Here is an 18,402-nt window from a genome sequence, read left to right on the forward strand (position 1 = left end):
ATGGCGTCAGGCGGCGGGCGGGCCGCTGGCCGCTTCGCCAACCACCACGGTAGAGCCCCCCGGCACCCGTTCAGGCACACGTGGCGGCGCGTCGGGTACGGCAACCGGCGCTACCTTGGCGACCGCCTTCTTTGCCTTTTCCATCAGCTTGCGCACCTCGTCGGCGCTCATCGGCGACCCGAAAAGATACCCTTCCAGATAATCGGCGCCAAGGTTGGCGACATCGTCGAGGTCGACCGTGCGATCGACACCTTCCACCACCAGCTCCAGTTCGAGATCGTGGGCGAGCGATGCGATGGTCCGTAATAGGGCCTGCCGATGACGGCCGGAGCTTCTCAGCACGTTCTGATCGACCTTGAGCGTGCCAGGCGGCAGCCGCTGCAAATAGCTCAACGAAGAGAAGCCCATGCCGAACTCGTCAACGGCAAAGCCCGCCCCGAGCTCCTTGATTTTCATCAGCATCTGCAGCGAGAACTCCGGGCTCTCCATCAGCAGGCTTTCGGAGAACTCGAGGTGAAGCACATCTCGCGGCAGGCCGGTGCGGGACAGGATCGCCTTGATGTCGTTCAGAAGCTCGTGCCGCAGGATCTGTCGGTTGGACAGGTTGACGGACATGGTCAAGGTGTCGCCGAAGGGGAGATGATCACGCCAGTCGGCAAGCTGCCGGGCAGCCCTGTCGAGCAGGAACATGCCCAGTTGGACCACAAGGCCGGAGCGCACGGCAATCGGCATGAACTCGGCAGGCGGGATCGAGCCCTTGCGCGGATGATTCCAACGCAACAGCGCCTCAAAGCCGGCAACCGACCGATCGCCGGCCCGGATGACCGGCTGGTAGAGCACCGTCAGCTCGCCCTTGTCGATGGCGCCGCGCAGGTCCTGCTCCAGCGAGGTGAGATCGGCCGACATGATGCGCAAAGCCGGACGGAAGGTCTCGATGCGATCGCCACCGAGCTTCTTGGCAAAGGCAAGCGCGATCTCGGCATCCTGCATCAGGGTTCGGGCTTCCTTGTCGTCGGCATCGGGCACGGCTATGCCGATGGAGGCGGTCAGGAACACTTCCTTTTCGCCAACGACGATCGGCGCGCGAACCGCCCGCTTGACGGTATCCGCGAAAGCGGCAAGCCGGTCGGAGGCCTGCTCGGACACCAGCACGATGCCAAAGCGGTCGCCCTCGAGACGCGACAGGGTGTCGAGCGGCTTGACGAGGCGTCCCAGCCGGCGAGCCAGGGTCAAGAGGATGGTATCGCCCACGGAGAGGCCGAGCGTCTCGTTGACCTGACGGAAACGATCGAGATCGACGAGGAAAACCGCCGGCCGCCTCTGATTGTCCACTCCGGCGCGGACCAGATCGGATGCCAGGCGGTCGAGATAGAGCTCGCGGTTCGGCAGTGAGGTAAGGTTGTCGTGAATGGCGTCGGAGAGAAGGCGCTCCTGCGCCAGCTTCATGTCGGTGATGTCGAGCAACGTGCCGACGCAGCGGATCACCTCGCCATCGGAACCGAGGATGGGGCGGGCGCGCAGGCGGAACCACTGATAGTGCCCGTCCTGGGCACGCATGCGGAAGGTCTGGCTGAGGCGGCCCTTGCGCGTCTCGACGACGGCGTCGAGCGTCGCCTTGAAGCGCTCCCGGTCCTGCGGGTGCAGGTAGTCGAGCCAATCGCGCGCCGGCCCTTCGAGGCGACCGCGCTTGAGGCCAAGGCTTTCCTCCGCCTCGGCCGAGGTGACGATCTGGTCGGCGAGAACGTCCCAGTCCCAGATCATGTCGCCGGAGCCGGTAAGCGCCAACGCCTTGCGCTCGCTATCGTCCACCTGCCCTTGCGTGATGGCGCCACCGGCAAAGGCATGCTGCATGACGGTGAAGCCAAGCAGCAGAACGACCAGCACAAGGCCACCGGCGAGCGCCGGCTGGGCGAGATCGCTGACGAGGCGACCGGAAACCGCAAGGCCTGTACCGGCCAGCCAGGCAAGGAACACCAGCCACGTTGGCACCAGCATGATCGCCCGGTCATATCCACGCAAGGCCAGCGCGACGATCAGCACGAAGCCAACACCGCCGAGCGCGGCCAGCACCATGCGGGCGATGCCGGCAGTGATCGAGGGGTCATAGAGGGCGAGGGCGAACAGACCGATGAGCGCCAGAAGCGTGATCAGCATCACGTGGCTGTAGCGCACGTGCCATCGGTTGAGGTTGAGATAGGCGTAGAGGAAGATCACCATGGTGACGGCGATCATCACCTCCGAACCGGCCCGGTAGAGTTGATCGGTTCCCGAGCCGACGGCAAACACCTTGTTCCAGAAGCCGAAATCGATGCAGAGATAGGCGAGAACGGCCCAGGCCAGCGCTGCCGTGGCCGGGAACATCATCGATCCCTTGACCACGAAAAGGATGGTCAGGAACAGGGCGAGGAGGCCAGAGATGCCGAGAACGATGCCCCGGTAAAGCGTGTAGGCGTTGACGCTGTCCTTGTAGGCGTTGGGCTCCCACAGGCCGATCTGCGGCAGGTCGCGCGTCCGAAGCTCGACGACGAAAGTGACCACGGTGCCGGGGTCGAGCGTCACCAGGAAAACGTCGGAATCCTGGCTGCTTTGTCGCTCCGGGGCGAAGCCGGAGCTCGGGGTGATCGCCGCGATACGCGACGCGCCAAGGTCGGGCCACATGACGCGCGAGCCGACCAGATGGAAGTGCGGGGCGACAATCAGTCGGTCGAGCTGCAGGTCCGACTGGTTGGATAGAGAGAACACCACCCAGGACGGATTGGAATCAATACCCTTGGCCCGAACCTCGATACGACGCACGACCCCATCTGGGCCGGGCGCCGTGGAGACCTGGATGGAGTTACCGGCGTCGCGCCGATACTCCACGGCATGGGTGAGATCGAGCGCCTTGACGTCGGGTTCGACGAGAATGGGCTCGGCAGCCAGCGCGAGATGCGGGGTCAGGCCGGCGACGAATACCAGCAGGAAGAAGGCGACAGCGGCGCGGACGAAGGCCAAGGACACTCTCCAGCTCGACTGGCGAACAGTTTGGTTTCGTGGACCGCGCCGGACACGCGGCGGTTTCTGTCAAAGGGCGCGGAAGCTTCGACGGCGCCCGCGCTCAAAATCCTTCGCGCACCAACCTTCGAAAGCGCGTTCGGAGAGATATAGCCGAGGACGGCGGCCATGCAAACCGCCCGTTCGGCGCCTGCCATCAGGCCGCATCGTCCTCGTTCATCATGTACGAGAGCAGCACGTGATCCTGCCAGCGGCCATCGATCATGAGATAGCGCCGCGCATAGCCTTCGCGAACAAATCCGGCTTTTTCGAGAAGACCGAGGGAGCGGTCGTTGCCGGGGATGCAGGCCGCTTCGACGCGGTGAAGCCGAAGCTCCTCGAAACAGAACTTCAGAACGAGATCCACAGCCAGGCGCATATAGCCACGACCGGCGTGACGCACACTCATCCAGTAGCCGAGGCAACAACACTGGGAAACGCCACGGCGGACGTTGGACAGCGTGATTCCGCCAAGGAGCGCTTCGTCGTCGCGACGAAAGATCAGGAAAGCGAAGCCGGTCTGCTCGGCCGCCTCGCGTTGAACCCGGCGAACACGGCGCTTGAAGGAAGCCCGCGTCAAGTCCTCCGCCGACCATGTCGGCTCCCATGGCTTCAGGAAGTCATGACTCTCGGAGCGCTCGTTGACCCAGGCGGCATAGTCGGAAACCACCGGCAAGCGCAGGGAGACGACGTCGTCCGCCAGCGCCGGAAGGGCTCCGGAAGCCACGACGCCGAAAAAAGTCATGCTGCGCTTGCCTTGGTCGACACAGCACTGGCGGCGATCGAGCCGACCGAAGGCACCTTTGCGATCGGACCGATGGCCGCCAACGTCGGGTTGGGCGCAACATTGATCCTCTCGAGGAACTCGCAGATCCTCTGCGGCGTCACGGCATTGATCCGCGTAACCAGCTCGTCGAGCGGCAGGATACGCCCATGGAACATGATGTGACGGGCAATCTGACCGGCCCTCGCCACCGGGCTTTCCAGAGCCATCAGAAGGCCGGCACGCAGCTGCGATTGCGCGCGCTTTACCTCCACCTCCGTGACCGCCATCGAAGCTCGGGCGATCTCGTTCATGGTTTCCTCGACCACCGCGCCGGCGTCGCGTTCACCCGTCGCCGCCGATATGCCGAAGATACCCGCATCCTCGAACCCCCAGTGGAAGGCGTAGATGGAGTAACAAAGGCCGCGTTTCTCGCGGATTTCCTGGAAAAGCCGCGATGACATGCCGCCTCCCAGAATGGAAGACGCGATCTGGGCGGTGATGTAGTCCTCATGGCCATAGGCGATGCCGGGAAAACCAAGAACGACTTGCGCTTCCATCAGGTCGCGCTCCTCGCGCGCCTCGCCGCCGACATAGACCGCACGCTCGGGAACAACCGATTCCGCTTCGCCAAAATGCTGGAACTTGCGGCGGGCCAAGCGCACCAGGTCGCGATGTCCCAGCTTGCCGGCGGCGGCGATGACCGTCCTGCCGCCGGTATAGTGGCGACTGAGGTAGCCGCGCAGGGCATCGTCGGAAAAGCCCTTCACCGTATCGATCGAACCGAGGATCGGGCGACCGATCGCCTGGCCGGGGAAGGCGGCCTGCTGGAACATGTCGAAGACAAAGTCTTCCGGCGCATCGAGAGCGGCGCCGATTTCCTGACCGATGACGTGCTTCTCGCGATCGAGCTCTTCCGGATCGAACTTGGAGTTCTGCAGGATGTCGGAGAGGATATCGAGGGCGAGCGGCACATCTCCGGCCAACACTCGCGCATAGTAGCTGGTGCTCTCGATGGAGGTGGCGGCATTCACTTCGCCACCGACATTCTCGATCTCCTCGGCGATGTCCTTGGCCGAACGCTTCTTCGTCCCCTTGAAGGCCATGTGTTCGAGAAGGTGGGAGATGCCGTTCTCGTCAGCCGCCTCCGATCGCGATCCGGCCGCCACCCAGACGCCAAGCGCCGCCGATGCCAGATGCGGCATAGAATGGGTGACGACGGTGATGCCGTTATCCAACTTGGTTATTTCGACGGCCATCCGACCATTTCCTCCCTAGTGGTTCGGCCCCGACACTGGCATTCGCTCGACACAGGCCTCCCGACAAACGTCGGCGCCGAGAGAACCACGATCACACCCTTGTTCTGCTGGAGCTTTTGATTTCGGTATTCGTGCCCGTCATGATGTCAGGCATGTTCCAAATGTCAAATTCGCTCCACCAAAAGTCAGCTTTTGTTGCGGACTCTGCATGGAACGACGTTCCACTCAACACAAAGTTTCACATGCCCCTTCACTTTTGACGGCGCGGTCTCTCCCTCCGTCCGCGCCGTTCAGGCCAGAACCCTTGCCCGCTGGCGGACAAAATCCTCGACGATTGCAAGATCGTTGGAGAGCACCGTCATGCGCTCCGGCCTCTCCATCAAATCGCCGAGAAATGCGGGCAGCGCCGGCCGTTCGCCGGTTGCCGCCCCCACCGCGTCTGGGAACTTGGCCGGATGGGCGGTCGCAAGCGTCACCATCGGCACCGCGCCGCCAGTGAAAGCCTCGGCCACAACGACACCATTGCCGCCGTGGGTATCGATCAGATAACCGGCCTCGTTACGCAGCCGACGGATAAGCTCCGCCGTCGCTTCGACCGAGGCGCGGCCGGCGCCGAACTCCTTGCGGATGCCGGCATAGGCCCCTTCGGGCAGCGTGAAAGCGCCCGACTGGGACAGGGTTTGCATCAGACGGGTCACGACACCCGCGTCTCGGCCACAGGCCTCGAAAACGAGACGTTCGAAGTTTGAGGAGACCTCGATATCCATGGACGGCGAGGTCGACGGCACGACGCCGGTCGCCTCGTAGCGCCCGGTCTCGAGCGTGCGGGCAAGGATGTCGTTGACGTTGGTGGCGATCACCAGCTTTTCGATGGGCAGTCCCATCTTCTTGGCGACATAGCCGGCGAAAATATCGCCAAAGTTGCCCGTCGGCACGGTGAAGGACACCTTGCGGGCCGGCGCACCAAGCGCCACCGCCGCGACGAAATAGTAGACGACCTGCGCCGCGATACGCCCCCAGTTGATCGAGTTGACGCCGGAAAGGCAGAGCTCGTCGCGGAAGGCGAAGTGGTTGAACATGCCCTTCACGAGGCTCTGGGCATCGTCGAAGGTGCCTTCCAGAGCAATGCAATGGACGTTGCCGTCGGCCACGGTCGTCATCTGCCGGCGCTGCACGTCCGAGACGCGACCATTGGGGAACAGGATGAAGATGTCGGTGTTGTCGCGCCCACGGAAGGCCTCGATCGCCGCGCCGCCGGTGTCGCCGGAGGTGGCGCCGACAATGGTGGCCCGCATGCCGCGTTGACCGAGCACATGATCCATCAGGCGGGCGAGCAGTTGCATCGCCACATCCTTGAAGGCCAGCGTCGGCCCATGGAACAGCTCCAGCAGAAAATGGCCGGAAGCGATCTGAACAAGCGGCGTTACGGCCGGATGACGGAACGTGCCGGTATAGGCGGCATCAATCATGCTGCGAAGGTCGGCATCGGCAATGTCGCCATCGACGAAACGCGAAATCACCTCGAAGGCGACATCGGCGTAAGGCCGGCCAGCGAAGGAGGCGATGGTCGCCGCATCGAGCGTTGGCCATGTCTCCGGCACGTAGAGGCCGCCATCACGAGCGAGGCCGGCGAGAACGACGTCGGAAAAGCCAAGAACGGGAGCATTGCCACGGGTGCTGACGTATTTCATGGAACTCTTCCCTGTCCTTACGCGACGACGGTTCGCCTTCTTGCTGGAAATGCTCTAGCGGCGGCGCAACTCGGCCGCAAGCGCGCTGGCGGCAGTGAAAGACCGTTTTTTGGCCGCCGGTCTCGCCAAAGCGTCGTGAAGACGCCATATCGATCCGGCATGCCCATCCCGTGACGGAGATAGCAATCATGACCGATGCCGCCCCCCAGCAAGCCGTTCCCGCTCTCGGACTGGCGCTTGGCGGCGGTGGCGCACGCGGCCTTGCCCACGTGCACGTACTCGCGGCCCTTGACGATCTCGGCATCCGTCCGTCGGCCATCGTCGGCTGTTCGATTGGGGCGCTGATCGGCGCCGCAGCTGCAGCTGGACTATCGGGCGCAGAGATCGAGGACGAGGTCCTCGCCGCGCTTGGCCGTCCGGCGGACATATGGGGCAAGGTGTGGAAGCTTCGCCCGCGCAGCCTCGCCGAAGTTGTTGGAGGCTTGCCGCTGTTCGATCCGGAAGCGGCGATCCGCGAGTTCCTGCCCGAGAGAGTTCCCGACGATTTCGGCGATCTCCCCATCCCCTTCTCGACCGTCACCGCCGACTACTATGGGGCCGCCGAAGTGGAGATCGGCGCGGGTTCGTTGCGACGCGCCGTCGCCGCCTCGATCGCCCTGCCCGCCCTTTTCCGGCCCGTGGAAATCGGCGGTCTGACCTTGATCGACGGTGGCGTGGTCAATCCGCTGCCGTTCGACAAGCTGCCGGAGGACGTCGGGATGATCGTCGCGGTCGACGTGGTGGGTATGCCTGTACGGTCCGACAAGGGGCGTCCGCCCGGCGCCCGCGAAGCGCTGTTCGGCTCAAGCCAGATCCTTATGCAGTCGCTGATCTCCGAAAAGCTGAAGTTGCGCCGGCCGGACGTTCTGATCCGCCCTCCGATCAACGGCGTCGGTGTGCTCGACTTCACCAAGGCCAGGGACATTCTCGCGGCGACTGCCTGTGTCCGGGAAGAGGTGAAGGTGGCCGTCGGGCGCCGGCTCGATGCCGCGGCTTGAGCGCGACGCCGGGCAGCGCCCTTCCCCGGATTGCGTTAGCGCCGGTTGGCGAAGAACGCCTTGAGAAGCCGCCCGGCCTCGCTTTCGCCGATACCCGAGTAGACCTCCGGCGCGTGGTGGCAGCCGGGCGAGGAAAAAAAGCGGACGTTGTGCTCGACAGCACCACCCTTCTCGTCGGCCGCGCCGTAGTAGAGCCGCCTCAGGCGAGCAAAGGAGATGGCGCCGGCGCACATGGCGCAGGGTTCGAGGCTGACGTAGAGATCGCAGCCGATCAGCCGCTCCGAACCAATCTTGGCGGCGGCGGCACGGATCGCCAGCACCTCCGCGTGAGCGGTGGGATCGGAAAGCTCAAGCGTCCGGTTGCCGGCGGTGGCGAGAACGGCGCCGTCGCGTACGATCACCGCACCGACGGGAACCTCGCCGCGTGCGGCCGCCAAGCGCGCCTCTTCGATCGCCATGTCCATGAAGCCGGGCATGCTTTTCCTCTATACTGACGACACGCGGTATAACCCGGCGATCGCCAGACGAACATAGGCCGGGCGCAAGCCTGCCCAACGCCTAACAGACCGGCTGCACGTCGCCCTCTTTTCCTGCTAAGAGCGTCGGCATGATCAAGACTCCCTCCCCCGCCCCCAAGGCGAAGAAATCTACGGCCAAGGCCGACGATGGCGCCGATCGCATCGCCAAGGTAATTGCGCGCGCCGGTCTATGCTCGCGACGCGAGGCCGAAACGTGGATCGCCGACGGTCGCGTCAAGCTCAACGGCCGCGTGCTGGACACGCCGGCGATCACCGTCAAGCCCGACGACAAGGTCGAGGTCGACGGCCAGCCGCTGCCCGAGCGTGAGAGAACCCGCCTCTGGCTGTTCCACAAGCCACGCGGCACCGTCACCACCACCTACGATCCCGAAGGACGGCCAACGGTATTCTCGATCCTGCCCGAGGATCTGCCGCGCGTCATGACCATCGGCCGACTCGACATCAACACCGAAGGCCTGCTGCTGCTCACCAACGACGGCGGTCTCGCCCGCGTGCTGGAGCTGCCGGCGACCGGCTGGCTACGCCGCTATCGCGTGCGCGCCCATGGCGACATCGACCAGGCTCGGCTCGATGCGCTGAAGGACGGCATCGCCATCGACGGCATTCTCTACGGTTCGGTGGAGGCAACGGTCGACCGGCGCCAAGGCGACAACGTTTGGCTGACGGTAGGATTGCGCGAGGGCAAGAACCGGGAGGTGAAGACCATTCTCGCCCATCTCGGCCTCGACGTGAACCGGCTGATCCGCGTCTCCTTCGGTCCGTTCCAGCTTGGCGAACTGGCTGACGGCGCCGTCGAGGAAGTCCCGCGCCGCGTCCTGCGTGCCCAGCTCGGCGACCGACTGGCCGGCGAAGCGGGTGCCGATTTGGAGCCGCGCGAGGAGGATCGCACACCGATCCAGTCGGTGCTTGCCAAGGCGGGCAAGACGGCGCCCACCTCAAAAGACAAGCAGCCTGTTGCCCGGGAGAGGGCACAACCTAGGCCGAAAGGCGTGTCGGCGGCGGCAAGCCGCAAACGCCACGAGGCCGATCTCGATGCGGCGCAAGGCCGACAGCCGGGCGGGCGGAGCGCTGGCAAGGCTGGAACAGGCAAGCCGCCAGTTCGTGTCGCCAAGGCGGAGAAGCCGCAGCGCGCCACCCTGACGCTCAAGGGCGAGGCAAAGGACGGACGCCGTGACGGTCGTCTTAGCCGTCGCGCCGAGGCCGAAGACGCCCCACGCGCATACAAGTCCGGCAAGAGCTTCGACGTCGACCGCAAGCCGCGCGCCCACGGCGACGAGCCGGCGCGCGTGAGGGGCGACAGGCCGCAACGCGGCATCACACCGAAGGGCAGCCGCATCCAGGACGGAAGTCCGATGAGCGCGCCTGGCGGCAAGGGAGCAAAGGGCGGGCGCGGGTCGAAGGATGGCGGAGGCCGCGGTGGCCCGGGCAAGCCGAGGGGACGCGATGCGGATCGTCGCCGGTAAGCATCGCGGGGCGGCGCTGGCGACCCCGGCGGCCGGCAGCCTCGCCATCCGCCCCACGTCGGACCGCCTGCGCGAGAGCGTCTTCAATATTCTGGAGCACGCCTACGATGGCATTCTCCAGGACGCACGCGTCATGGACGTTTTCGCCGGCACCGGTGCTCTCGGTTTCGAGGCAATGAGCCGGGGCGCCAAGACATGCCTGTTCGTCGAAGAGGCAGCGGAGGCGCGCGGCCTGATCCGACGCAACCAGGAAGCTCTCGGCCTGATGGGGGCAACGCGCATCTTTCGCCGCGACGCGACCACCATGGGCTCGATCGGCCCGGCCGAGCCCTACACTCTCGCCTTCCTCGACCCCCCCTATGGCAAGGGGCTCGCCGAAAAGGCGCTCGCCTCGCTGCTTTCAGGCGGCTGGCTCTCGGAAAGCGCCCTTGTCGTCATCGAGGAAGCGGCCAAGGCCGAGGTGACGCTGCCCGACGGACTTGAGCGACTGGATGAGCGCCAGTACGGCGAAACGCAGGTTATCTTCGCGCGCCGGATTTGAGCTAGCGCTCAGTCAGACGCCACAAGAAGGTCCCTGACTTCCCCCCGGATGGTCGGCGCGGAAAGGATAGCCGGCGCGTCACCGCATTCGATCAAAAATCACACTCGCCCCGCCGATTGGGGTGAAAAAGCGAGTGAATTCTTGATCTTTCTACAATCTTGCCCAGATTCCGCTCAACTCTGCTACAAAGGTCCGGCTACTGAAACCGACCGAATATGACATGAAGAGCTGAGGCTCGGAACTGACGGGGACCTGGGGCATGCCGACCATCGCGCTCGTGGACGATGACAGAAACATCCTGACGTCCGTCTCGATCGCCCTCGAATCGGAGGGTTATCGCGTGGAGACCTACACCGATGGTGCCTCGGCCCTCGACGGTCTCAGCAAGGCGCAACCCGATCTCGCCATCCTCGACATCAAGATGCCGCGCATGGACGGCATGGAGTTGTTGCGCCGCCTCCGACAGAAAACCGACATGCCCGTCATCTTCCTGACCTCCAAGGACGACGAGATCGACGAGCTGTTCGGCCTGAAGATGGGAGCCGACGACTTCATTCACAAGCCGTTCTCGCAACGCCTCCTGGTCGAGCGCGTCAAGGCGGTGCTGCGCCGCGTCGCTCCGCGCGACACCTCTGCCGCGCCGAAGCCGACCGACGCCAACCGCAACATCGAGCGCGGCAACCTCGTCATGGATCAGGAGCGGCACACCTGCACCTGGAAGGGACAGAACGTCGTGCTGACCGTCACGGAGTTCCTGATCCTGTTCGCGCTCGCCCAGCGCCCAGGCGTGGTCAAAAGCCGCAACGCGCTGATGGACGCCGCCTACGACGATCAGGTTTATGTCGACGACCGTACCATCGACAGCCACATCAAGCGGCTGCGCAAGAAGTTCAAGGCCATCGACGACGACTTCGAGATGATCGAAACCCTCTACGGCGTCGGCTACCGCTTCAAGGAGATGTGAGGCGAAGGCTAGCGGAGCGAGTTTGACATTTTGCGCCAAGGCTAGCATCTGGCGTGGGCGAGTGTCGGAGTCGAACCACTAGCAGGAAACGATGCCGATGAAGGGAAGCCAGGAAGCGGACCGAACCGACAGCGGGCGCATACAGACGATGCGTCGGCTGGCTCCGGTCATCACCCGTCGCATCAAGCGCTTCACGGCAACGTCGATCGGAACCTCCCTCAGCCGCCGCATCCTTGTTCTCAACCTCGCCGCGTTGGTGGCCTTGGTCTCGGGCATTCTCTATCTCAACCAGTTCCGCGCCGGCCTGATTGATGCGCGCGTCGAGAGCCTGCTGACGCAAGGCGAGATCATGGCCGGCGCCATTGCCGCGTCGGCCTCGGCCATATCCAACACGATCACCATCGACCCCGAGCGCTTGTTGCAGATGCAGGCCGGTGGCGAGGTCACCTCCCAAACCGACACGGAGAGCCTCGACTTTCCCATCAATCCGGAACGGGTGGCGCCACTGCTGCGCCGGTTGATCACGCCGACAAAGACTCGGGCCCGCATCTACGACCGTGACGGCATCCTGATCCTCGATTCCCGCTTTCTCTACTCCCGGGGACAGGTGCTGCGCTTCAACTTGCCGCCGTCGAAGCCACCGCAGCCCTCGCTCTTCGAGCAAGCGATCAATGCCATCAACTTTCGCCTGAGACGAATCGACCTCCCCGTCTACCGGGAGCTTGGGGGCGGCAATGGACGCGGCTACCCGGAGGTGGAGCGGGCGCTTAACGGCTCTCCCGGCACGGTGGTCCGCGTCAACGAGGCCGGCGAGATGATCGTCTCCGTCGCCGTACCGGTGCAGCGCTTCGGCGTAGTCGTTGGATCTCTGCTGCTGTCCACCGAGGGCGGCGACATCGACGCCATCGTCGCAGCCGAGCGATGGGGTATTTTCCGCGTTTTCCTCGTGGCTGCAGCGGTCACCACCACGCTGTCCTTCCTGCTGGCCGGCACCATTGCCCGGCCTTTGCGCCGCCTCGCCGCAGCGGCGGACCGCATCCGGCGGGGCGTCAAGCAACGCGAGGAGATCCCCTCCTTCGATCGCGAGGATGAGATCGGGGATCTTGCCCGCGCCTTTCGCGACATGACCAACGCGCTCTACAGCCGCATGGATGCCACGGAGAGCTTCGCCGCCGATGTCGCCCACGAGCTCAAAAATCCGCTGACCTCGCTGCGTTCGGCGGTGGAGACCCTGCCGCTTGCCAAGAGCGACACCAGCCGGGAACGGCTGCTGGAGATCATCCAGCACGACGTCCGCCGGCTCGACCGGCTGATCACCGACATCTCCGACGCCTCACGCCTCGATGCCGAGCTGGCACGCGAAGATGTGGCGCCGCTGGATGTCGGCCGGCTCGTCGAAGGCGTCGTCTCGCTGGCACGCGAAACGGGGCGCCATCAGGAGATCGGCATCGACCTCATGGTCGAGCGCGGCGAGGGAAATCGCCCACTGACGGTCCTCGGCCACGACAGCCGGCTCGGACAGGTGTTCAACAACCTGATCGACAACGCCCGCTCGTTCTCCCCGGAGGGTGGGCAGGTGGAGGTGGTCGTCCATTGCGACGATGGCATGGTCGAGGTCGTCGTCGACGACCACGGGCCTGGCATCCGCGCCGAGAAACTCGAGAGGGTCTTCGAGCGCTTCTACACCGATCGTCCCGAGGGAGAAGGTTTCGGAAACAACTCCGGCCTCGGTTTGTCGATCTCCAAGCAGATCGTCGAGGCCCATCGCGGCACCATCATGGCGATCAACCGCAAGGACGACCCATCCGACCCAGACCGTGTCACGGGCGCGCGTTTCGTGGTGTCGTTACCGGCCGACCTCGTCACATGACCCAGCCCACCGTTCATGCCACCGCCGTTGTCATCGGCGAGACCGGAGTGCTGATCCGCGGCGCCTCGGGGGCCGGCAAGACCTCGCTGGCCTTCGCGCTCGTCGAGGCGGCACGACGGAACGGCACCTATGCTGCCTTCGTCGCCGATGACCGCGTGGCGCTGTCCCGGGTCAATGGCCGAGTCGTCGCCCACTGCCCGGAAACCATTGCCGGCCTAGCCGAGCGACGGGGCCGTGGAATCGAACGGGTGGACCATGTTCCGGCGGCGGTGATCCGTCTCGTCGCTGATATTGTTGAACCCGAGGCCATGCCCCGCCTGCCAGAAATCGAGGAGGAAGGGGCCGAGATCGACGGGGTGAAGCTGCCCCGTCAAGCGATTCCGAGCAGGCAAACGGCTGTTTCGCTGCCGCTTCTGGGTGCGGCACTCTCGGAAATGAACAAGATTTAACGATCGCCGCCACATTTCCGACAGAAGATAGCCATTTCCCCTAAACTCCCTCCAAGGCCGGGTTTTTCGGGCTATCGTGCGGTGTCATTCGTTGAGTTGGCACCCCTTGTAACGCCTTTCGGGTAGAAAGCGAACCGGCTTCAAGTCGGATTTCCTCTTGCAAGAAATCCCGCTCTGGTGAAGATGTGGCCCGTTCCAGCTTGGAGCGAAACCAACATGGCGTGCCGCATGATCTTCGTAATCTATAGGGATCGGACCCCAGCATGATCGGGTTGGTTTTGGTGACGCACGGTCGTCTGGCAGACGAGTTCCGGTCGGCGCTTGAGCATGTGGTCGGTCCCCAAGCCGATTTTGAGACCATCTGCATCGGCCCCGAGGACGACATGGAGCAGCGTCGGAGCGACATCATCGCGTCGGTTGGTCGCGTCAATTCCGGCAAGGGTGTCATCCTGCTCACCGACATGTTCGGGGGCACGCCTTCGAATCTCGCCATTTCCGTCATGGACATCGGAGACGTCGAGGTGATCGCCGGCGTCAACCTGCCGATGCTGGTCAAGCTTGCGACGGTGCGCAAGGAGCGCCCGCTCGCTGAGACCGTCACCGAGGCGCGCGACGCCGGCCGCAAGTACATTTCCGTTGCCAGCCAGGTACTTGCCGGATCATGACAGACGACAGAGCCGACGGCGCCATCGTCCGTGAGCTGAAGATACTGAACAAGAAGGGCTTGCATGCCCGTGCCTCCGCGAAGTTCGTCCAGTGCGTCGACCGCTTCCAAGCGGAGGTTCTCGTTCTGAAGGACGGTCAAAGCGTATCGGGAACCTCAATCATGGGGCTAATGATGCTGGCTGCCGGCATCGGCTCGTCCATTGAGGTTCAGGCGACCGGCTCTGACGCGGCGACTGCCATCGAGGCTATCGCGGCACTGGTCAATGACCGATTTGGCGAAGGCGAGTAGTCCTTTGGCCTCGGCGCTTCGCGTCGTTCCGGCCACGCCGGAAAGCTTGGCGCCTCTTCCATCCTGGTTCCCTACCCCCGAAGCGCTTGCGCAATGGGGCGGCAGTGGTCTCAGCTTTCCGCTCGATGCCCGTCAGATCGAGGCGATGCTCGCCGAAACGCGAACGGTTCCGCCACTTCGTCTGGCGTTCGTCGGTCTCGTTGAGGGCGAGACGGCGGCTCATGCCCAGGTGGTGCTCGACTGGACGGATGGCATTGCCCGGCTTGCTCGCTTCGCCGTCGCTCCGACTTACCGGGGTCAGGGACTGGCGCGCCCCTTTCTCGCGGACGTCTTCGCCCGTCTCGATGCGGTCGGCGACTTTCCCCGGCTGGAGCTCAACGTCTACACCTTCAACACGTCGGCGATCGCGCTTTATGAATCCCTTGGCTTCGTGCGCGAAGGCGTTCGCCGCTCGTCGGTGAAGGTCGGCAGCGCCCGTTGGGATGCCGCCATCTACGCGATCATTCGCGAGCGCTGACGTCACCGCCGGCCGAACAGCCGTTCGATGTCGCTGAGCTTCAGCTCGACGAAAGTGGGACGGCCGTGGTTGCACTGGCCAGAGTTGGGCGTCTCTTCCATCTCGCGCAACAACGCGTCCATCTCCTCCACCCTGAGGCGGCGGCCGGCCCGGACGGATCCGTGACAGGCCATGGTGGCGGCGATGGCGTCGAGCTTCTCCTTGAGTCGCGTCGCCTGATCCCATTCGGCGAGATCGTCGGCAATGTCGCGCAGCAGCGCCGCGGTGTCGGTCCTGCCAAGCAGTGCCGGAATCTCGCGAATTGCGATCGCCCCCGGCCCGAAGGCCTCGACGACAAGACCGAGCTCGGCCAGCTCGTCCGCGCGCTCGATGAGGCGATTGACGTCCTCCTCGGGCAGGTCGACGATCTCCGGAATGAGCAGCATCTGCGTCTCGACGCCCTTGGCGATCTCGCGCTTCAGACGCTCGTAGACGAGGCGCTCATGAGCGGCGTGCTGGTCGACGATGACGAGTCCCGTCTCGGTCTGGGCAACGATATAGGTCTCGTGAATCTGCGCGCGCGGCGCACCAAGCGGTCGCGAGAGGCTTTCCACCGGAACCTCGGCAAGGCCGGCGCGCGCATCGGCCGACACGGCGCCATCGACCACCGAGAACCGCCCCTGTGGCGGCCCCGCGTCGAAAGGCACTTCGTCCTCGGCAAACGTGCGAACCGTCGGCGCCTCGTCGGGAAGCGGCCGGTCGGGTGCCGTCCGCCAATCGAAAGCGACGGGGCGGCTCTGGTAGTCCGATCGCCAGGAAGACGCACCGGCCGTCGACATCGGCCGCGAAACGGCGGCGCCAAGCACGTCGAGCGTCGCAGCGCCGTGGGTCGAGGCGGCGCGATGTCCGGCGTCGGCATGCGCCCGGCGAAGCGCACCGACCAGAAGGCCGCGCACCAGCCCCGGATCGCGGAAGCGTACGTCGGCCTTGGTTGGATGAACGTTGACGTCCACTTCGTGCGGGTCGAGATCGACGAACAGAACCGCCGCCGGGAACCGGTCGCGGGCCATGACGTCGGCATAGCCCGCCCGGATGGCGCCGAGCAGCAACTTGTCGCGCACGGGCCGGCCGTTGACGAACAGGTACTGGCTCTGGGCGTTGGCCTTCTGCAAGGTGCCTAGACCGGCGAGGCCGGTCAGTCGCACCCCCTCGCGCAACGCATCGATCTCGATCGAGTTTTCCGCGAAATCGGCGCCCATCACCTGCAGCGCGCGCCCTCTGAAATCACCCTCCGCGAGTCCGGGATAGTCGAGCGTTGAACGATCGGAGCCCGACAGCGAGAAGCGGATCTCGGGGTGAGCCAGCGCCAGTCGCTTGACGACGTCCGTGATGGCGCCGGCTTCGGCACGCTCGCTCTTCAGAAACTTGAGGCGAGCTGGAGTCGAAAAGAACAGGTTCCGAACCTCGATGCGCGTTCCCTGGCTCAGTCCCACCGGCATGATGTCCGACCGGCTGCCACCCGAGACCGTAATGGCCCATCCGTTGTCTTCGGATGCGTGCCGCGTTTCAATTCGGAGATCGGCCACAGAGCCGATCGAAGGAAGCGCCTCGCCGCGAAAGCCCAGCGTGCGGATATCGAGAAGATCATCCTCGATGAGCTTGGAGGTACAGTGCCGCTCCACGGCCATAGACAAATCGTCCGCCGTCATGCCGACGCCATTGTCGGTCACGCGAAGAAGCGTCTTGCCCCCGCCCGAGGTCACCACCTCGATGCGATCTGCACCGGCATCGATGGCGTTCTCGACCAGCTCCTTGACCACGCTCGCCGGCCGTTCCACTACCTCGCCAGCGGCGATGCGGTTGATGGTGACGGGCGAGAGCTGGATGATGACGGGCATGAGCTGTCGGGATTCGCGTGTACCGGAGAGGATCGGAGCGACGACCTTAACCGAAGCGACTTTGCGAGGCGAGATCGCCTCCGGCCACAAAATCGTCAACACCGGTATCCATCCACGTGTCTATATAGTCGCCGACAGGAATGAAGGGCGGTCATGAGAGACATCGAGATTTCGCCGGCGACGTCGATCGTCGTGCTGACCGGCGCCGGCATTTCCCAGGAGTCGGGCCTCGACACCTTCCGCGACGCTGGCGGCATCTGGGCGCGTTACGACATCGACGACGTTGCAACCCCGGAGGGGTTTCGCCGCAACCCGCCTCTGGTGCACGACTTCTACAACGAGCAGCGCCGAGAGGCTGCGATCGCGCTGCCAAATCCCGCGCATGTTGCGCTGGCCGAACTGGAAAAGGCCTGGCCGGGACGGTTTCTCCTGGTGACGCAGAACATTGACGGCCTGCACGAGAAGGCTGGTTCCAAGGCCCTGTTCCACATGCACGGAACACTGGATGGCTTTCTCTGCGAGGCCTGCGAGAAGAGAGGCCCATGGGGAAGCGACATGTCGAGCGCCTCGATCTGCCCGCTTTGCGGAACGAAAGGTACGCTCAGGCCTGACATCGTCTGGTTCGGCGAGATGCCCTATCACATGCCGGAGATCTACCGGGCGCTCGGCGAAGCAGACTTGTTCCTGTCCATCGGCACATCCGGCACCGTCTATCCGGCAGCCGACTTCGTGCGCGAGGCCAGGCAGGCCGGTGCGTTGACGGTCGAGCTGAATCTTGAGGCATCCCGCCGGGGATACGGTCTCTTCGACATCGAAATCGAGGGCAAGGCGAGCGAATGCGTCCCAACCTTCGTCCGTGACCTGCTCGGACGGCAAGGGGGCTGATCAGCTGGACCAGGGCCCCTCCAGCCCCCATTCCTTGCAATGTTCCCTGATCGCAGCAGGCGAAGATAGCCGGATCTTGGGCAGAGACAGCTCGTCGAACGTATCGGTATTGCGCTGACGATTTCGGCGCGTCGTCACGGCGATGTGGCGGATCATCTCCAGCTTGACGCTATCGGCGCTCCCCTCAAGCCCACCGATCCGGTTGGACTGAAAAAGAGTTCGCCGGAGGTATCGGCAAAGGCTGAGCGTTGTCGATACGTCCAGATAGATGACGCCCGTGGCCCGGCGAAAGCGCTGCGGCATGCAAACGGAGTAGTTCCCGTCCATGATCCATCGGTCACCTGCGATGGCCTCGTCGTGCAGCGCGACGAAGTCCTCCCGTGGCCGAGGTACCCAGTCGGTCCGGGGCAGATGATAGAGCTGATCGAGATGAACGACGGGAAGACCGAGCTTCCGACCGATCGCCGTCGCCAGCGTCGATTTTCCGCTGTTGGACGGACCTAGAACGCAGATCCGCTCACCGAACTCCAATAGCCGCATGTTGCCCCTTTCATTCTGT

At 64.3% G+C, this 18,402-nt stretch carries 17 protein-coding genes; 10 read left to right on the plus strand and 7 right to left on the minus strand.

The annotated features are described in order from the left end of the window. Positions 1-6: 6 nt before the first annotated feature. The 4 genes from M4J40_RS15480 to thrC form a co-directional block, all read right to left on the minus strand. The gene (locus M4J40_RS15480) at positions 7-2,994 is read right to left on the minus strand and encodes an EAL domain-containing protein (RefSeq protein WP_257235222.1); all 2,988 of its coding nucleotides are present in this window, start codon (positions 2,992-2,994) and stop codon (positions 7-9) included. A 196-nt stretch (positions 2,995-3,190) separates the two neighbouring features. Next, entirely contained in the window at positions 3,191-3,778 is a 588-nt protein-coding gene (locus M4J40_RS15485; RefSeq protein WP_251755198.1) for a GNAT family N-acetyltransferase, read from the minus strand. Beyond that, positions 3,775-5,055 carry a pitrilysin family protein gene (locus tag M4J40_RS15490; RefSeq protein ID WP_251755200.1) on the minus strand — a complete coding sequence of 427 codons (1,281 nt, stop codon included), beginning with the start codon at positions 5,053-5,055 and terminating at the stop codon, positions 3,775-3,777. The genes M4J40_RS15485 and M4J40_RS15490 overlap by 4 nt, the downstream gene beginning before the upstream one ends. A 290-nt stretch (positions 5,056-5,345) precedes the next feature. Further along, on the minus strand, positions 5,346-6,746 hold the full coding sequence (gene thrC, locus M4J40_RS15495) for a threonine synthase (protein ID WP_251755201.1): 1,401 nt from the start codon (positions 6,744-6,746) through the stop codon (positions 5,346-5,348). A 188-nt stretch (positions 6,747-6,934) separates the two neighbouring features. Here thrC and M4J40_RS15500 point away from each other — a divergent pair, with 188 nt between their 5' ends. Continuing rightward, positions 6,935-7,783 (plus strand): patatin-like phospholipase family protein, encoded by an 849-nt coding sequence (locus M4J40_RS15500; protein WP_251755203.1) that lies wholly within the window; start codon positions 6,935-6,937, stop codon positions 7,781-7,783. 35 nt (positions 7,784-7,818) lie between these two features. On the opposite strand, the gene M4J40_RS15505 is transcribed toward M4J40_RS15500, so the two are convergent. After that, complete coding sequence (locus tag M4J40_RS15505) at positions 7,819-8,259, minus strand: nucleoside deaminase (RefSeq protein ID WP_251755204.1); 441 nt, start codon at positions 8,257-8,259, stop codon at positions 7,819-7,821. A gap of 131 nt (positions 8,260-8,390) precedes the next feature. Here M4J40_RS15505 and M4J40_RS15510 point away from each other — a divergent pair, with 131 nt between their 5' ends. From M4J40_RS15510 to M4J40_RS15545, 8 genes are all read left to right on the plus strand, one after another. After that, entirely contained in the window at positions 8,391-9,785 is a 1,395-nt protein-coding gene (locus tag M4J40_RS15510; RefSeq protein WP_251755206.1) for a pseudouridine synthase, read from the plus strand. Then, entirely contained in the window at positions 9,766-10,326 is a 561-nt protein-coding gene (gene rsmD, locus M4J40_RS15515) for a 16S rRNA (guanine(966)-N(2))-methyltransferase RsmD (protein WP_251755208.1), read from the plus strand. Before M4J40_RS15510 ends, rsmD begins: the two co-directional genes overlap by 20 nt. Before the next feature lie 259 nt (positions 10,327-10,585). After that, a complete protein-coding gene (locus M4J40_RS15520) occupies positions 10,586-11,290 on the plus strand; it encodes a response regulator transcription factor (RefSeq protein WP_251755209.1) in 705 nt (234 codons plus the stop codon). Positions 11,291-11,387: 97 nt separating this feature from the next. Next, a complete protein-coding gene (locus M4J40_RS15525; RefSeq protein WP_405030757.1) occupies positions 11,388-13,160 on the plus strand; it encodes a stimulus-sensing domain-containing protein in 1,773 nt (590 codons plus the stop codon). After that, positions 13,157-13,609, plus strand: a complete 453-nt coding sequence (locus tag M4J40_RS15530) for an HPr kinase/phosphorylase (RefSeq protein WP_251755211.1) — start codon at positions 13,157-13,159, stop codon at positions 13,607-13,609. The genes M4J40_RS15525 and M4J40_RS15530 overlap by 4 nt, the downstream gene beginning before the upstream one ends. A 263-nt stretch (positions 13,610-13,872) precedes the next feature. Continuing rightward, positions 13,873-14,274: a PTS sugar transporter subunit IIA gene (locus M4J40_RS15535; RefSeq protein ID WP_026790909.1), complete on the plus strand. Its 402-nt coding sequence runs from the start codon at positions 13,873-13,875 to the stop codon at positions 14,272-14,274. Next, on the plus strand, positions 14,271-14,564 hold the full coding sequence (locus M4J40_RS15540) for an HPr family phosphocarrier protein (protein WP_251755213.1): 294 nt from the start codon (positions 14,271-14,273) through the stop codon (positions 14,562-14,564). Before M4J40_RS15535 ends, M4J40_RS15540 begins: the two co-directional genes overlap by 4 nt. Continuing rightward, a complete protein-coding gene (locus M4J40_RS15545) occupies positions 14,539-15,081 on the plus strand; it encodes a GNAT family N-acetyltransferase (protein WP_251755215.1) in 543 nt (180 codons plus the stop codon). The genes M4J40_RS15540 and M4J40_RS15545 overlap by 26 nt, the downstream gene beginning before the upstream one ends. A 2-nt stretch (positions 15,082-15,083) precedes the next feature. Here the strand turns inward: M4J40_RS15545 and mutL are convergent, their stop codons facing one another. Continuing rightward, positions 15,084-16,958 (minus strand): DNA mismatch repair endonuclease MutL, encoded by a 1,875-nt coding sequence (mutL, locus tag M4J40_RS15550; RefSeq protein WP_251755217.1) that lies wholly within the window; start codon positions 16,956-16,958, stop codon positions 15,084-15,086. Between the two features lie 153 nt (positions 16,959-17,111). Here mutL and M4J40_RS15555 point away from each other — a divergent pair, with 153 nt between their 5' ends. After that, positions 17,112-17,843: an NAD-dependent deacylase gene (locus M4J40_RS15555; protein WP_251755218.1), complete on the plus strand. Its 732-nt coding sequence runs from the start codon at positions 17,112-17,114 to the stop codon at positions 17,841-17,843. On the opposite strand, the gene M4J40_RS15560 is transcribed toward M4J40_RS15555, so the two are convergent. Beyond that, positions 17,844-18,383, minus strand: a complete 540-nt coding sequence (locus tag M4J40_RS15560; protein WP_251755220.1) for an AAA family ATPase — start codon at positions 18,381-18,383, stop codon at positions 17,844-17,846. It lies immediately after the preceding gene. Between the last annotated feature and the right edge of the window lie 19 nt (positions 18,384-18,402).

The sequence above is a fragment of the Pleomorphomonas sp. JP5 genome (genome assembly GCF_023721815.1).
Classification (GTDB): domain Bacteria; phylum Pseudomonadota; class Alphaproteobacteria; order Rhizobiales; family Pleomorphomonadaceae; genus Pleomorphomonas.

Coding starts and splice junctions, on each gene's coding strand:
- M4J40_RS15555 (WP_251755218.1), top strand. CDS start 17,112: ATGAGAGACATCGAGATTTCGCCGGCGACGTCGATCGTCGTGCTGACC.
- M4J40_RS15520 (WP_251755209.1), top strand. CDS start 10,586: ATGCCGACCATCGCGCTCGTGGACGATGACAGAAACATCCTGACGTCC.
- M4J40_RS15525 (WP_405030757.1), top strand. CDS start 11,388: ATGAAGGGAAGCCAGGAAGCGGACCGAACCGACAGCGGGCGCATACAG.
- M4J40_RS15485 (WP_251755198.1), bottom strand. CDS start 3,778: ATGACTTTTTTCGGCGTCGTGGCTTCCGGAGCCCTTCCGGCGCTGGCG.
- M4J40_RS15490 (WP_251755200.1), bottom strand. CDS start 5,055: ATGGCCGTCGAAATAACCAAGTTGGATAACGGCATCACCGTCGTCACC.
- thrC (WP_251755201.1), bottom strand. CDS start 6,746: ATGAAATACGTCAGCACCCGTGGCAATGCTCCCGTTCTTGGCTTTTCC.
- M4J40_RS15545 (WP_251755215.1), top strand. CDS start 14,539: ATGACCGATTTGGCGAAGGCGAGTAGTCCTTTGGCCTCGGCGCTTCGC.
- M4J40_RS15510 (WP_251755206.1), top strand. CDS start 8,391: ATGATCAAGACTCCCTCCCCCGCCCCCAAGGCGAAGAAATCTACGGCC.
- M4J40_RS15560 (WP_251755220.1), bottom strand. CDS start 18,383: ATGCGGCTATTGGAGTTCGGTGAGCGGATCTGCGTTCTAGGTCCGTCC.
- M4J40_RS15500 (WP_251755203.1), top strand. CDS start 6,935: ATGACCGATGCCGCCCCCCAGCAAGCCGTTCCCGCTCTCGGACTGGCG.
- M4J40_RS15540 (WP_251755213.1), top strand. CDS start 14,271: ATGACAGACGACAGAGCCGACGGCGCCATCGTCCGTGAGCTGAAGATA.
- M4J40_RS15535 (WP_026790909.1), top strand. CDS start 13,873: ATGATCGGGTTGGTTTTGGTGACGCACGGTCGTCTGGCAGACGAGTTC.
- rsmD (WP_251755208.1), top strand. CDS start 9,766: ATGCGGATCGTCGCCGGTAAGCATCGCGGGGCGGCGCTGGCGACCCCG.
- M4J40_RS15505 (WP_251755204.1), bottom strand. CDS start 8,259: ATGCCCGGCTTCATGGACATGGCGATCGAAGAGGCGCGCTTGGCGGCC.
- mutL (WP_251755217.1), bottom strand. CDS start 16,958: ATGCCCGTCATCATCCAGCTCTCGCCCGTCACCATCAACCGCATCGCC.
- M4J40_RS15530 (WP_251755211.1), top strand. CDS start 13,157: ATGACCCAGCCCACCGTTCATGCCACCGCCGTTGTCATCGGCGAGACC.